This window comes from Amycolatopsis dendrobii (genome assembly GCF_014145675.1).
In the GTDB taxonomy this organism is placed as follows: domain Bacteria; phylum Actinomycetota; class Actinomycetes; order Mycobacteriales; family Pseudonocardiaceae; genus Amycolatopsis; species Amycolatopsis dendrobii.
This window is the reverse complement of record NZ_JACGZW010000027.1, coordinates 12,527-26,480: the sequence shown is the minus strand read 5'-3', so window position 1 is coordinate 26,480 and position 13,954 is coordinate 12,527. Positions and strand designations below refer to the sequence as shown.

The following is a 13,954-nucleotide window of genomic DNA, read 5'->3' as shown; positions in this document are numbered from 1 at the left end:
CTCGCGAACTTCCCTCGGGCTTGGGGCTCAGGTGAGCGCGAGCGGCAACGTTCGCCGCACCGCGGCCCCTTGCTCGCCGTGCAGCGGAACCACCGAAACCCCTTGCGGCACCGGTGCTTCCTCCGCCCGCGTGCCGACTCGGATGGTCAGCTCGAGCTTCTCCCGCCCACCCGGCGTCCGCCGCAAAGTCGCGGACGTCGCGGTGAACGCCGTTCCCGGCACCGCCACCGCCAACGTCCGGGCGAGGCCGCGCGAAGACCGCGGCGAGTAGCACGTCTGCGTGAGCCCGCCCCACTTCCACGCGCGCCAGAAATCCCCGTCGGCCTCCGGGTTTCCGGTCGAAACGCCCAGCGCCACCCGAAGCTCGTTGGTCAGCTCGCCTGCCTCCAGCACGGTCGACGGATAGCCCGCCTCCGCCAGCGCCACCATCAAGCTCAACGCCGCACTCGCCGTGCTCCGCAGCGCTCCCAGTTCGCCGCCGCCGCGGGCGAGGGCGGCGATAGGCGCGTCTTCCGGCCGGTAGCGCACCGCTAGCCAGCGCACCCGATACACCCGCGAATCCCTTGGCACCGCCCACGTCAGCAACTGCACGGCGGCCAGCGGGATGTCGGTGTTCTGGAAAGTGGTGCGGAGGATGGCCAGCAGTTCGTCGGTCGAAGGCTCCCCGGCGCCAGGTGTGAGACGGACGATCGCGCTCCAGTCGCCGTCGACCTCGGCGACGCCGAAGCGGTTGCCCGCGCGGTCGACGTGCTGCCGCACCTTCACCGGACCGGCGATACGCAGCAGCGCGTCCGGACTGTCGCGGCGGCTGTCGTGGCGACGCAGGCGATGCGCGAGCCACGTCCACGCCCAGCCGGCGAAATGCCGTCCGGAGACCCGTACCGACGTCGTCGCCACCAGCAGTCCGGCCAGCGCGGCGATGGTGATCCGCATCGGCTGGGCCAGGCCGTGCACGGTGAACGCGAGCAGCAGCGCCAGCGCGGCGATCTCCCATCCGGCAGCCTGCAACGGGCGGATCGGCAGCAGCCACGGCCACGGCGCGGCGCCTGAGATCCCGGGCGTCCCGGGAGCGCGGGCGTGAGCCGGGGCAGGCGGCGCGGACACGGACAACGCATTCCCCTCTTCCCCGGGCAGCGACCCGGCCCCGCGAACGCTAGCGTCCCCGCGCGGGCGCGTGGGCGTAAAAATTACCCTCGTGCGCCTCTCGGGAGCTGTCTAGCCTGCGCGAGAAGCGGATGTGATCTCCAGGGGGCCGGGACAGCGTGTGGACGCAGCGGGACCAGATCCAGGCGTACCAGTTCCTGCGCCGCCGTCTCGTGTCCGCGCTCGTCGCGGCGGACGCCAACCATCCGGTGTCGCCCAGCCGCCGTCTCGTGCTCGGCACGCTGCTCGGCGTCGGCGCGGCCCTGCTCGTGACCGCGGTGTTCGGGGTGATCGGCCTGGTCAGCCCGTCCGGCGGGAAGGACTGGCTGGCCGGCGGCAAGGTGATCGTCGAGGAGGACAGCGGGGCGCGCTTCGTGCTCGGCGCGGACGGCGCGGTGCACCCGGTGCTCAACTACGCTTCCGCGCGGCTGCTCGCGGGCGGCAACGGCCAGGAGACCGTCACGGTGCCCGCCGAGAAGCTCGGCACGGCCCCGCGCGGCACCCAGATCGGCATCGTCGGCGCGCCGGATTCCTTGCCCAGCACGCTGATCACCACCCCGTGGACCAGCTGCAGCCGCACCACCCAGGACGCGCCCGCGTCGGCGGAACCGCTCGTCGCCGTGCTGCTGGAACCGGCCGCTTCCGGGGTCGAGCTGCCGCGCGATTCGGGCGTGATCGTCCGCGTCCCGCAGGGCGGCCGGTTCCTGCTCGCGGGCGGCCACCGGTACCGGCTGAGCGACGAAGCCGCGGCGGCCCTGCAATTCGACAGCTACCCGACGATCACCGTGTCCGCGCGCTGGATCGACACCGTGCCCGCCGGCCGCGACCTCGGCGAGATCCCCGTCGACGGCGCGGGAAACCGCGGCCCGCGCGTCGGAACGCAGGAGACGCGCGTCGGCCAGGTGCTGTCGGTCGTCGACCCGATGGCCGGGCCCGCCAACGCCTCCACCTACTACCTCGTCCGCCCGGACGGTCTCGAACCCGTCGGCCAGACCGAGGCCGCGCTGCTCGTCACGACCCCGGCGAACGAACCGGCGTACTCGGGCCGTCCGGAACCGGCACGGGTGCGCGCCGCGGACGTCGCCTCGGTGAAGAAGGTGAGCGAACCCCGCTCCGGCGGCGCGGATCCGGCGGCGTACCCGGACCGGATCCCCGGGAAAGCGCCGATCACCGGCAGCGCGGTGACCCTGTGCGCGCAGAACGGCCGCGTGACGGTCTCGGCGGACCTGCCGGTCCCGCCCGGCGCCCGCGCGCTGCCGGTGCAGAGCCGGACCGACGCCCGGGTCGCCGACGTCGTCTACGTTCCGCCCTCGCGCGGCGCGGTCGCGACGGACCCCGGGTCCGGCACGATTTATCTCGTCACGGACACAGGACGAAAATATCCGGTGGCGAACGGGACGGCGCTCACGTCGCTGGGCTACGGTTCTGGGTCCGGGCATCCGGTCGCGGGCGGGCTTCTCGCGCTGATGCCGACCGGTCCCGCGCTCGATCCCGCCGTGGCCGGGCAGCCTGCGGGAACGGGGTGAGCGAGCCGGTGACCACGACAGCGCAGCGACCCAGCGACGTGCCGGACCGCCCCGACTCCCCGGCTCCCGGCGCCGTTCAGGTCGCCGTCATCGAAGACCATCCGCTGTACCGCCGCTCGGTGGAACGCGTCCTCATCGAGGCCCCGGACGTCGAACTGGGCGCGGTGGTCGATTCGGTCGCCCGCTTCCACGTCGCGCGCCAGCCCGCCGGAAGCGTCGTCCTGCTCGATCTCGGCCTGCCCGGCGTCGCCGGCGCGGCCGCCGTGCTGGAGGTCGCCGAACTGGGCCATCACGTGCTGGTCGTGTCCGCGCAAGCCGAACCGGAGACGGTGCTCGCCGCGATCGCCGCCGGGGCAAAGGGATTCCTGTCGAAGGACGTCGACGTCGACGAACTGCTGATCGCCATCCGCGCGGTCGCGGGCGGCGGCGCGTACGTGTCGGCCGTGGTCGCCGGAATGATCATCAAGGACAACACCGACCGCCCGGTCACGCGGCCGGAAATGGAACTGTCGCCGCGCGAAGTGCAGGTGCTGCGGCTGGTCGCGGCGGGCGAACGGGACGTCGACATCGCGCGGATCCTCGGCATCGGCGTGCGCACCGTGCGCGGCTACCTCGACCGGATCCGCGACAAGACCGGCGAACGGCGGCGCCCCGGCCTCGTGAAGGAAGCGATCCGCCGCGGCCTGGTGGGGAAGGAAACAGTGACGTGAAAGCCGACGAGGGGCGGCGCCGGAGCGGACCCATCCAGGTCGGGGTGATCGAAGACCACCCGCTGTACCGGGACGCGGTCGCGCGCGTGCTGAACGAGGCCCCGGACATCGAACTGGGCGCGGTAGCCGACTCGGTGGCGCGGTTCGCGGTGCAGGACCAGCCGAAGGGCAGCGTGGTCGTGCTCGACCTGAAACTGCGCGGCGTCCAGGACGCGGCGGCGGTGCTCGAGGTGGGGCAGATGGGGCACAAGGTGCTCGTGGTGTCCGCACACGCGGAACAGCCCGAGGTCCTCGGCGCGATGCAGGCCGGTGCCAAGGGTTTCCTGTCGAAGGACGTCGACGGGGACGAACTGCTGCGCGCGATCCGGACCATCGCGGAGGACAACGCGTACGTCTCGCCGACCTTGGCCGGAATGATCATCCAGGACAGCGACGAACGGCACGCGGGGCCGAAGATCGTGCTGTCGGAACGGGAAAAACAGGTCCTGCGCCTGGTGGCGGCGGGGGAGCGGGACGTCGACGTCGCGGAGATCCTGGACATCAGCGTCCGGACGGTGCGGTCGTATCTGGACCGGATCCGGGACAAGACGGGGGAACGGCGAAGGGCGGGGTTCGTCCGGGTGGCGATCCGGGAAGGGCTGCTGCGCTGACCGCGAGAGAGCCGGCCCGGGCCTACGACTACGACGTCGCGGTGTCGTTCGCCGGAGAAGACCGCGAGTTCGTCGAGGCTGTCGTCCGCGAGGTGAACGCCGCCGGGTACAAGGTGTTCTACGACCAGGACGAGCAGGTTTCGCTCTGGGGCGAAGACCTGACCGAGTACCTGCCGAAGATTTACGAAGAACGCGCACGGTACGCCGTGATGTTCGTTTCCCGGCATTACGCGGCCAAACCGTGGACGAGGTTCGAGCGGCGAAGCGTGTTGTTGCGGGCGATCAATCAGCCGGAACCGTATTTGCTTCCGGTGCGTTTGGACGCGACCCAGCTCGACGGCGTCCGGGACAGCATCAGTTACCTGGACGGGAACATCGTCGGGGCGAGCGGCATCGCGGGCGCCATCTGCGAGAAACTGGGCAGCGCCGCCGCGGTGGGCGGAGGCGGGTTCAACGGGTACGTTCCGCGCAACGAGCACGAAGCCACGGTGCTGATCGGCGAACGTCCCGCGGGCTGGGAGTATCTGCTCTTTTCTTACGAGCTGGTGCGCGGGGTCGAGCGGTTGCACGACGCCTATCTCGATCATCGCATGGGCTTTTCCCATCCGGCCGAGTACGTGCCGGTCGACCAGGTTCTGCCGATCATCAAACGAGAACTCGCGACAGTTTTGAGTGTGATCAGGAACTTCGGCGCGGTGCTTTCCGGCGACGCGCAAACGGCCGCGTTCGGGGCGGTCGGCGAAGCCGGGGACGTCCCGCGCATAATCCACGTGGCGAGCCGCTACGTCGCCGTCTACGAATCATTCCTGGAATGGTCCTACCGGCTCCGCGGCTACGCGACACCGTCGGACGAGGTGCACGAAGTCTTCGCAGCTCTCGCCCGATACGCGGATCTGCCTGTGGAACGGCTGAGGTCGTTCGTGTACGAGTTCCGCGAGCGCGCGGACCCCCTGCACGCGCGACTGCTCAGCGGCGAGAACGTCACGGTCCAGATGACCCTTCCGCTGGAAATCGCTCCCGAAGCGTCGGCCCAGTTCGACCAGGCACTCGACGACTTCCAGCGTCACCTGCAGAGCTGACCCCTACAACCGCCGGTTCGCCAACGCCCCGGTAGCCGTCCGGGCCTTCCCCGCGACCTCCGGGTCGACGTCCACCACCAGCATCTCCGCCCCGGCCCCGGCCTGCGCCTCCACGCGCCCGAACCCGTCCGCGACCAGCGAGTACCCGATCCCGGTCGGCGCCTTCGGATTGACCTCCGCCCCGGTCGCCGCAGGATCAGCCTGCCCGCAAGCCGCGACCCAGCAGCCCGAGTCCAGCGCCCGCGCCCGCACCAGCACTTCCCACTGCTCGCGTTTCCCGGCCCCCGCGCCCCACGACGCCGGAACCGCCACCACATCCGCCCCGTCGTCGGCCAGGCGCCGGAACAGTTCCGGGAACCGCAGGTCATAGCAGGTAGCGACCCCGAACACGGTCCCTTCCGCGGAGAACGTCACGACCTCCGAACCCGGCGCGACGGTGTCCGATTCGGCGAATCCGAACGCGTCGTACAGGTGGATCTTGTCGTAGCCGAGATGCTGCCCCAGCCCGGTGATCAGCAGCGTGTTCCGCACCCGCCCGTTGTCCGCCGGCGTGAACATCCCGGCGATCACCAGCACGTCGTGCTCAGCGGCGATCGACGCCACCGCCGACGCCCACGGGCCGTCCAGTTGCTGGGCGACGGGGGCGAGCGGGCGGCCGAAGCGGGCCATCGCCGCCTCCGGGAAGACCACCACGCGGGCTCCGGCGGCCGCCGCGGCCTCCACGCCGGAGCGAACCGTTTTCAGGTTTTCTTCCGGGTCGTCGCCCGAGTTGAGCTGGCACAACGCGATCCGGGGCACACGAGCCTCCCTGGTCCGGGGACAGCGGGTCGTCACCGAGTATCCCTGCCGGGAGCGCGCGGGCCACCTCGTACCCTGGTGTCCATGTTGAACCGCACCGACCTGCGCGGGCAGGTCCCCTCCGCTGCCGAGCTCCGTGCCGCGCTTCCGCGCGCCGAGTACGACGTGGACGCGGCGCTGCATCAGGTCCGGCCGGTGGTCGAGGCGGTCCGCGACCGCGGGGTCGAGGCGGTCCTCGAGTTCACCGAGCGGTTCGACAAGGTGCGCCCGGAGACGGTCCGGGTGCCCGCCGAGGAGCTCTCCAAGGCGCTGTCCGAGCTGGACCCGCAGGTCCGCGCGGCGCTGGAGGAGTCCATCAAGCGCGCCCGGAAGGTGCACGCGGACCAGCGTCGCCAGGACGTCACGACGCAGGTCGTCCCGGGCGGCACGGTCACCGAGCGCTGGGTGCCGGTCGACCGCGTCGGCCTGTACGCGCCGGGCGGGCTGGCGGTGTACCCGTCGACCGTGGTGATGAACGTCGTCCCGGCGCAGCTGGCCGGCGTGCGTTCGCTGGTCGTGTGCTCGCCGCCGCAGGCCGCGTTCGGCGGGCGGCCGCACCCGACGATCCTGGCCGCGGCCGCGCTGCTCGGCGTGGACGAGGTCTGGGCGGTCGGCGGCGCGCAAGCGGTCGCGCTGGTCGCCTACGGCGGCGTCGACACCGACGGCGCCGAACTGGCCCCGGTGGACATCGTCACCGGCCCCGGCAACATCTTCCTCACCGCGGCCAAACGCCTGGTCCGCGGCGTGATCGGGATCGACTCCGAGGCCGGTCCGACCGAGATCGCGATTCTCGCCGACGAGACGGCCGACCCGGCGCACGTCGCCGCCGACCTGATCAGCCAGGCCGAGCACGACCCGCTGGCCGCGAGCGTCCTGGTGACCACCTCCGAGGAACTGGCCGACGCCGTCGAGGCCGAGCTGGCCGGCCGCGTCGCCGCGACGAAGCACTCCGAGCGGGTCGGCCAGGCGCTGGGCGGCAAGCAGTCCGGCGTCATCCTGGTGTCCACTGTGGACGACGGACTGCGCGTCGTGGACGCGTATGCCGCCGAGCACCTGGAAATCCAGACCGCGAACGCCCGCGAGGTGGCCGCGCGGGTGCGCAACGCCGGAGCGGTCTTCGTCGGCGCGTACGCCCCGGTTTCGCTGGGCGACTACTGCGCGGGCTCGAACCACGTGCTGCCCACCGGCGGGTTCGCCCGGCACTCCTCGGGCCTGTCGGTGCAGAGCTTCCTGAAGGGGATCCACGTCGTGGACTACTCCGAGGACGCCCTGCGCGAGATCGCCCCCCGCGTCGTCGCGCTCGCGGACGCCGAAGACCTGCCCGCGCACGGCGAAGCCGTCACCGCACGTTTCGAAGGAGACGGCCGATGAACGAAGCCACCCCCGGCGGCGAGGTCACCCTCGCCGACCTCCCGCTGCGCGAGGACCTGCGGGGCCGCACCCCGTACGGCGCGCCGCAGCTGGAGGTCCCGATCCGGCTCAACACCAACGAAAACCCGTACCCGCCGCCGCCCGAGCTGGTCGACGACGTCGCCGAGGCCGTGCGTGCCGAAGCCGCGTCGCTGCACCGGTACCCGGACCGCGACGCGGTGGCGCTGCGCACCGATCTGGCGGACTACCTCACCGTGTCCACGCGGGTCGTGCTGTCCGAGGCGAACGTGTGGGCGGCGAACGGGTCGAACGAGATCCTGCAGCAGATCCTCCAGGCGTTCGGCGGTCCCGGCCGCACCGCGCTGGGCTTCGAGCCGTCGTACTCGATGCACCCGATCATCGCGACCGGCACGCGTACCGACTGGCTGCCGGTGCCGCGCCGCGCGGACTTCTCGCTCGACACCGCGCGGGCGGCCGAGGCGGTCGCCGAGCGGAAGCCGGACATCGTGTTCGTGACCAGCCCGAACAACCCGACCGGCGGGTCGATCCCGCTGGACCAGTTGCGCGGCGTGCTCGACGCGGCGCCGGGGATCGTCGTGGTGGACGAGGCGTACGCGGAGTTTTCGTCGCAGGCCAGCGCGATCGAGCTGATCGCGGAGTACCCGGCGAAGCTGATCGTGTCGCGCACGATGAGCAAGGCGTTCGCCTTCGCGGGCGGGCGGCTGGGCTACCTCGCCGCCGCGCCCGCCATCGTGGACGCCCTGCAGCTCGTCCGCTTGCCGTACCACCTTTCCAAGGTCACCCAGGCGGCCGCCCGCGCCGCCCTCCGGCACGCCGACGCCACCCTCGCGTCGGTGCACCGGCTCTCCGCCGAACGCGACCGCGTCGTGGAAGCCTTGCTGGGCCTGGGATTCACCCCGGTGCCGAGCGATGCCAACTTCGTCCTCTTCGGACAGTTCAGCGACGCGCCGGCCAGCTGGCAGTCCTATTTGGACCACGGCGTGCTGATCCGGGACGTGGGCATCGAAGGCCACCTGCGGGTGACCGTCGGCACCCCGGAGGAGAACGACGCCTTCCTCGAGGCGAGTAAGGAAATCAAGCGATGAGCCGCGTCGGCAAGGTGGAGCGCACCACCAAGGAATCGTCCATCCTGGTCCAGCTGGACCTCGACGGGACCGGGCAGGTGGAGATCGCCACCGGAGTGCCGTTCTACGACCACATGCTGACGGCGTTCGGCGTGCACGGCTCGCTGGACCTGAAGGTCGAAGCGACCGGCGACGTCCACATCGACGCGCACCACACCGTCGAGGACACCGCGATCGTGCTCGGCCAGGCGTTGCGCCAGGCCCTCGGCGACAAGAGCGGCATCCGGCGCTTCGGCGACGCGTGGATCCCGATGGACGAAACCCTCGCGCACGCCGCGATCGACGTCTCGGGCCGCCCGTACTGCGTGCACGTGGGCGAACCGGAGCAGTTCAACACGTTCACCATCGGCAACAACTACCCGTTCGTCCTGACCCGGCACGTCTTCGACTCGCTGGCGTTCCACGCGCAGATCGCCCTGCACGTCCGCGTCATCCACGGCCGCGACCCGCACCACATCGCGGAGGCGGAGTACAAGGCCGTGGCGAGGGCGTTGCGGGCGGCTACGGAGCCGGATCCGCGGGCAGGCGGGATTCCGTCCACGAAGGGCGTGCTTTAACGGCTATGGACGTGCGCGGTTCTCTGAAAGAAGTACTGCGCTCTTCCGATGAGCAGGCCGCGGCACTGGCGACGGAGCTTGTCCGAGCGGACGGACCGGGAGTCGACGACGCGATCCTCGCGGTGGCGACCTGCGGGACCCGGTCTGGCGCGGTGATGACACTGGCGATCCGGATCCTCGTGGAGCGCGATCGCGATCGTGATCCGGAACCGCTGCTCGCCCTCGTCCCGGACGGGCAGGTCAGAGCCGCGGACCGCCGGCCGTCCTGGCCGGTCAAAGCTCCGATCGTCACCCGGTACCGATTCGGTTTCGGCCGGCTCCGGCAGCTCGACCCAGTCGGCCAGTACGAAAGGGTTCTCGACTGCTATCCCACTGTGGTGCGGATGGACGCGGCCGTCGGACTGGGGGATTCCGGGGAGAGCAGCGCTCTTGATCCCTTGGCGAAGGCGTTGAAGGACCGCTTTGCCGCAGTGCGCACGCTCGGTGTGCACGCGGTCCGCAGGCTTGGCAACGCGGGATTGCGCGAAGCGGCGCGGGAACACCCCGTCCGGGATCTGCTGATCGATCTCCTCCAGGACACCCTCCGGGAGACGCGGATCGCCGCGGCGCGAGCGCTCGGTTCGCTGGGGGAGCTGGCGGTTCTGGAGGAGCACCGTCCGAAGTCGTCTCGGGATCAGCGTGAATGGGCGCGGATCATGCAGGGCGAGATTCCGCCGCTGAAGCGAACCTGGCCCGGGGACCGCACGATCTGATTCACACGCGGAACACCGTGCGCGGCGCGGCATACGCCACCGGCCCGGGAAAGTGTTCGGCGGCAAGGCGAACCGCGTCGCGCGGGGTGACCGTGTGACCGAGATGCGTGAGCACCAGCCGCGCGGCTCCAGCGGCCGCGCGGCCCGCTTCTGCCGGAGTCAGGTGTTCTGCGGACGGCTCGATGCTGTCCGCCTCGCACAGGAACAGATCCGTCCCCTTCGCCAGCGTCGAGAGCGCCGAGCACGGTCCGGTATCCCCGGAGTACGCGAAAGTCCGCTCCCCGTCGGTGATCCGCACCCCGAACGCCGGAAAGCCGTGCGACACGGCCACCGTCTCCAGCCGCAGCCCGCCGACGCGGGTCCGGTGTCCGTCGTGCAGTTCCCGGACGGCGAACGCCTCCTCGATCGGCGCGCGCCCGGTGTTGCTCAGGAACGCGGAGATCCGCGCCGCTGTCCCGGGCGGGCCGTAGAGCGGGATCGGCCGCCGCGGGGTGAGGTCCGCGAACAACAGCGCGTACACCGCCGGCAACAGATCCGCGACATGGTCCGCGTGCAGATGCGAGATCCAGATCGCGTCCAGCTCCGCCGGCGAGACGTGTTCCTGGAGGGCGGCGAGGGTGCCGGGTCCGGCGTCGAGCCAGATCGCGGTGTCCTCGTGGCGCACCAGGTACCCGGAGCAGGGAGCGTCCGGGCGCGGGTACGGCGTCGCGCTGCCCAGTACCGTCACGGTGAAAGCCATGTGGCACGCTAACCCCTGTGAGCAAAGAGCTGATCGCGGTCCTGCTGCTGGCCCTCGGCGGCTTCCTGGCCGGCGGGGTCTACTCGCTGTGGAAGACCGCGAAGTTCTTCGCCGTGGTGCTGGGCATCGCGGCGGTGCTGGCGATCGGCGGGGCCATCGCCTGGCTGGTCAGCTGACCACTGCTCCGGCATCCTTCGTCAGGATGAATGCCCGCTGGCGCGCGCTTTCCCGCGGCCTGGCGGGGGCCTGAATTGCTCCTGACGGATGCCTCCCCACGATTGACGCGGCCTTCCCGCCGCGTGTCGCCCGCAGCCAGCGCGAGCCCCTTCCCGCAGCGAGCACGTGACTGACTCGCGGCGACCCGGGTAGTGCTGACGCTCCCGCTGCGCGCCTTCCCGCGCGGACGTCCTCGCAACTAACGCGTGCCTCCCGGCAACGAACCACCCCCAACCCTTGCCGCACGGCCCGCGACTACGCCGCCAACGGCTGATAAATGCACTCAGCCAACGTCGCGTGCTTCTTCCACCCCAACGTCTCGTACAGCGCCCGCCCGGCATCGGTCGCCCCGAGGACCCCGAGCACGGCGCCGTCGGCAACCGCGCGGTCGGCGAGCGAGCGCATCACGAAGCCGCCCAACCCGCGGCGCCGGTGGGCTTCCTCGGTCACCACCCGGTCCACGATCACCGCGTCGCCGACCGCCGCCATCTGGCCCTTCGCCGCCTGCTCGCCCGCGCCGTCCAGCACCCGGAGGAACGTGACGGCACCGCTGATTTCCACGCTCACCGTGTAGCCCTCCGGCGCGACCGGGTCCGTGGCCAGCAGATCCGTCGCCATCAGGTGCCCGGTGTGCTCCCAGGCGACTACCCAGCCGCCGGGGATCCATGGCTCGACGGTCTCCGGCTCGGCAGGCGTCTTCAGCCACGTCCGAGGTTCGCTGACCGCGCCGGCAGCGGCGCGGACCAGCGATTCCTCAGCCTCCGGCAGGACATGCCTGCCCACTTCCGCGGGGTTGTCCGGCACCTCGACGAAAAGCCCCCATGGCTTCTCGACCGGCGCGGGCGTCTGCCGCGACAACGCCCATCCCGCGACCCAAGTTCGTACCGTGTCTTCGATCATGAAATGAAGGGTACGAACCACCACCGACAAAAATCAGACTCGAGTCAGTTCGCGTTCGTCGTCGCCGGGCGCGCCGAGTTCCCGGACCAGGCCTTCGCCCTCGACGTCCACGTTCGGCAGGATCCGGTCGAGCCACTTCGGCAGCCACCAGGCGCCGCGGCCGAGCAGGGACATCACCGCGGGCACGATGGTCATCCGGATGACGAACGCGTCCACCAGCACGCCGAAGGCCAGCGCGAACCCGATCGACTGGATCAGCGTCGATTCGGCCAGGACGAACCCGGCGAACACCGAGATCATGATCAGCGCGGCCGCCACGACGACGCGCGCGCCGTGCCGGAATCCGGTCACCATCGCTTCCTGCGGTTCGGCTCCGTGCACGTGTTCCTCGCGCATCCGGGTCACCAGGAACACCTGGTAGTCCATCGCGAGCCCGAACAGGACGCCGATCAGCAGGATCGGCAGCATGCTCATGATCGGGCCGGTCGAGGCGACGCCGAGCAGATCGGTGAGCCAGCCCCACTGGAACACCGCGACCACCGCGCCGAACGTCGCGACCACCGAGCCGAGGAACCCGAGCGTCGCCTTCAGCGGCACCACGACCGACCGGAACACCAGCATCAGCAACAGGAACGCCAGCCCGACGATCAGCGCGAGGTAGGGCAGCATCGCGTCGGACAGCTTCTGCGACACGTCGATGTTGGCCGCGGTCTGGCCGGTCACCGCCAGGCTGCCGCCGGTGCTTTCGGCCAGCGGACCGGATTGTGCGCGGATCGCCGACACGAGGTCCTCGGTCTGCGTGCTGCTCGGCCCGCTCTTCGGGATCACCGTGAGCACCGCGGTGTCCCCGGCCGGGTTGACCTTCGGCGGCGTCACCGCGGCGACGTCCGGCAGCTTGCCGATGTCCGCGGCGGCCTGCTTCAGCGCGGCCGGGTTGTGGTTCGGGCCGGTGTCGACGACGACCAGCAGCGGTCCGTTCGCGCCCTCGCCGAAGCCCTTGCTGACCAGGTCGTACGCCTTGCGCTGCGTGGTGTCCGGCGCGGCGGTGCTGTCGTTGGGCAGGCCGAGTTGCATGCTCAGCGCGGGAATCGCGACCACGGCCAGTCCGACGAGGGCGGTCAGCAGGACCGGAACCCGGTGCCGCGCAACGAAACGAGCCCAGCGTTCGCCGTGCGTCGGTCCTTCGCCGCGGCGGCGCACCCGGATCTTGTTGTTGCCGACCCGGGCGCCGGCGAAGCCGAGCACGGCGGGCAGCAGCGTCAACGCGATCAGCACGGCGATCACGACGGTCGCCGCGGCGGCGATGCCCATCTGGCCGAGGAACGGAATCCCGACCACGGTCAGCCCGGCGAGCGCGATGATCACGGTGAGCCCGGCGAACACCACCGCGGAGCCAGCGGTGCCGACCGCCCGGCCGGCGGCTTCTTCGGGTTCGCGGCCCTCGGCCAGTTCGTGCCGGTACCGGGAGACGATGAAGAGCGCGTAGTCGATGCCGACCGCGAGCCCGATCATCAACGCCAGCACCGGGGTGTTGGAGTTCAGCTCCAGCGAACCGGACGCCAGCATGATGCCCGCCATCCCGACGCCGACCCCGATCAGCGCGGTGAGCAACGGAATCCCGGCGGCCAGCAGCGAGCCGAAGGTGATGATCAAGACGACCGCCGCGACCGCGACGCCGAGTCCTTCGGTGGCCCCGGTCGCCGGAATCCCCTGCACCGCGTCGCCGCCGTACTCGACCTGATATCCCGATTGCTTCGCGTGATCGCCGGTGGCCAGCAGCGCCTGCCGGTCGCTGTCGGACAGTTCGAAGCCCTTGACCTGGTAGCTCACCTGTGCGAGCGCGACCCGGCCGTCGGGGGAGACCGACTTCGCCTGGAACGGGTCGACCACCGCGGCCACCTTCGGCGCGGACTTCAGCTTGCCCACCACGGACTCGACGGCCGCCTGGCCCGCCGGGTCGGTGACCTTGTGCCCGTCCGGCGCGGCGATCGCCACGCGCGCGGTGCCGCCGCCCGCCGCGGCCTGCGGGAAGTGCTCGGCCAGCCGGTCGATCGCCTGCTGGGATTCGGTGCCGGGGATGGTCACCGAATCGGACAGCTTGCCCGACAGCGTGAGCGCGCCCGCGCCCACCGCCGCGAGGACAAGCGCCCAGACCGCCGCCACGAGGGCCCGGCGGCGGAACGACAGCCTGCCGAGCCGATACAGGAAGGGTGCCACGAGTCGTCTCCGTTTCGCGCCCGAAGCGGGCTCTCCGCACTGGGAATCGCCCTTTCGAAGCTAGCCGTTCGGCAAGGGACTGCCAAGCCGATCGGCTAGGATGTGACTAGCC

14 protein-coding genes are annotated in these 13,954 nt (G+C 71.0%); 9 read left to right on the top strand and 5 right to left on the bottom strand.

The annotated features are described in order from the left end of the window. Positions 1–27 precede the first annotated feature (27 nt). Positions 28–1,110, bottom strand: coding sequence for a type VII secretion protein EccE (locus H4281_RS44015; RefSeq protein ID WP_182896776.1), 1,083 nt, complete (start codon positions 1,108–1,110; stop codon positions 28–30). Between the two features lie 152 nt (positions 1,111–1,262). Here H4281_RS44015 and eccB point away from each other — a divergent pair, with 152 nt between their 5' ends. Genes eccB through H4281_RS43995 form a run of 4 tightly spaced genes read left to right on the top strand, consistent with a single transcriptional unit; the run spans position 1,263 to position 5,108 of the window. After that, on the top strand, positions 1,263–2,669 hold the full coding sequence (gene eccB, locus H4281_RS44010; protein ID WP_182896775.1) for a type VII secretion protein EccB: 1,407 nt from the start codon (positions 1,263–1,265) through the stop codon (positions 2,667–2,669). Between the two features lie 38 nt (positions 2,670–2,707). After that, positions 2,708–3,379, top strand: coding sequence for a response regulator transcription factor (locus tag H4281_RS44005; RefSeq protein ID WP_182896808.1), 672 nt, complete (start codon positions 2,708–2,710; stop codon positions 3,377–3,379). After that, positions 3,376–4,029, top strand: a complete 654-nt coding sequence (locus tag H4281_RS44000) for a response regulator (RefSeq protein WP_009074915.1) — start codon at positions 3,376–3,378, stop codon at positions 4,027–4,029. The genes H4281_RS44005 and H4281_RS44000 overlap by 4 nt, the downstream gene beginning before the upstream one ends. A 41-nt stretch (positions 4,030–4,070) precedes the next feature. Beyond that, the gene (locus tag H4281_RS43995; RefSeq protein ID WP_182896774.1) at positions 4,071–5,108 is read left to right on the top strand and encodes a TIR domain-containing protein; all 1,038 of its coding nucleotides are present in this window, start codon (positions 4,071–4,073) and stop codon (positions 5,106–5,108) included. Positions 5,109–5,111: 3 nt separating this feature from the next. Here the strand turns inward: H4281_RS43995 and H4281_RS43990 are convergent, their stop codons facing one another. After that, complete coding sequence (locus H4281_RS43990; RefSeq protein WP_182896773.1) at positions 5,112–5,906, bottom strand: carbon-nitrogen hydrolase family protein; 795 nt, start codon at positions 5,904–5,906, stop codon at positions 5,112–5,114. A gap of 84 nt (positions 5,907–5,990) precedes the next feature. Between H4281_RS43990 and hisD the strand changes: the two genes are divergently transcribed. From hisD to H4281_RS43970, 4 genes are read left to right on the top strand one after another with little or no spacing between them, the layout of a single operon-like run. Continuing rightward, positions 5,991–7,316 carry a histidinol dehydrogenase gene (hisD, locus tag H4281_RS43985; RefSeq protein ID WP_182896772.1) on the top strand — a complete coding sequence of 442 codons (1,326 nt, stop codon included), beginning with the start codon at positions 5,991–5,993 and terminating at the stop codon, positions 7,314–7,316. Next, on the top strand, positions 7,313–8,422 hold the full coding sequence (locus tag H4281_RS43980) for a histidinol-phosphate transaminase (protein WP_182896771.1): 1,110 nt from the start codon (positions 7,313–7,315) through the stop codon (positions 8,420–8,422). The genes hisD and H4281_RS43980 overlap by 4 nt, the downstream gene beginning before the upstream one ends. Then, positions 8,419–9,018 (top strand): imidazoleglycerol-phosphate dehydratase HisB, encoded by a 600-nt coding sequence (gene hisB / locus H4281_RS43975; protein WP_037367102.1) that lies wholly within the window; start codon positions 8,419–8,421, stop codon positions 9,016–9,018. Before H4281_RS43980 ends, hisB begins: the two co-directional genes overlap by 4 nt. An 11-nt stretch (positions 9,019–9,029) precedes the next feature. Continuing rightward, positions 9,030–9,770 carry a HEAT repeat domain-containing protein gene (locus H4281_RS43970; RefSeq protein WP_182896770.1) on the top strand — a complete coding sequence of 247 codons (741 nt, stop codon included), beginning with the start codon at positions 9,030–9,032 and terminating at the stop codon, positions 9,768–9,770. 1 nt (position 9,771) lies between these two features. Here H4281_RS43970 and H4281_RS43965 read toward each other — a convergent pair whose 3' ends face one another. After that, a complete protein-coding gene (locus H4281_RS43965; protein ID WP_182896769.1) occupies positions 9,772–10,509 on the bottom strand; it encodes an MBL fold metallo-hydrolase in 738 nt (245 codons plus the stop codon). Positions 10,510–10,526: 17 nt separating this feature from the next. On the opposite strand from H4281_RS43965, the gene H4281_RS43960 reads away from it, so the two are divergent. Continuing rightward, positions 10,527–10,685 carry a CG2302 family histidine operon protein gene (locus tag H4281_RS43960; RefSeq protein ID WP_162836028.1) on the top strand — a complete coding sequence of 53 codons (159 nt, stop codon included), beginning with the start codon at positions 10,527–10,529 and terminating at the stop codon, positions 10,683–10,685. Positions 10,686–10,980: 295 nt separating this feature from the next. Here H4281_RS43960 and H4281_RS43955 read toward each other — a convergent pair whose 3' ends face one another. Then, positions 10,981–11,625, bottom strand: coding sequence for a GNAT family N-acetyltransferase (locus tag H4281_RS43955; protein WP_182896768.1), 645 nt, complete (start codon positions 11,623–11,625; stop codon positions 10,981–10,983). Positions 11,626–11,658: 33 nt separating this feature from the next. Further along, positions 11,659–13,842 (bottom strand): MMPL family transporter, encoded by a 2,184-nt coding sequence (locus H4281_RS43950; RefSeq protein WP_182896767.1) that lies wholly within the window; start codon positions 13,840–13,842, stop codon positions 11,659–11,661. Positions 13,843–13,954: the final 112 nt, after the last annotated feature.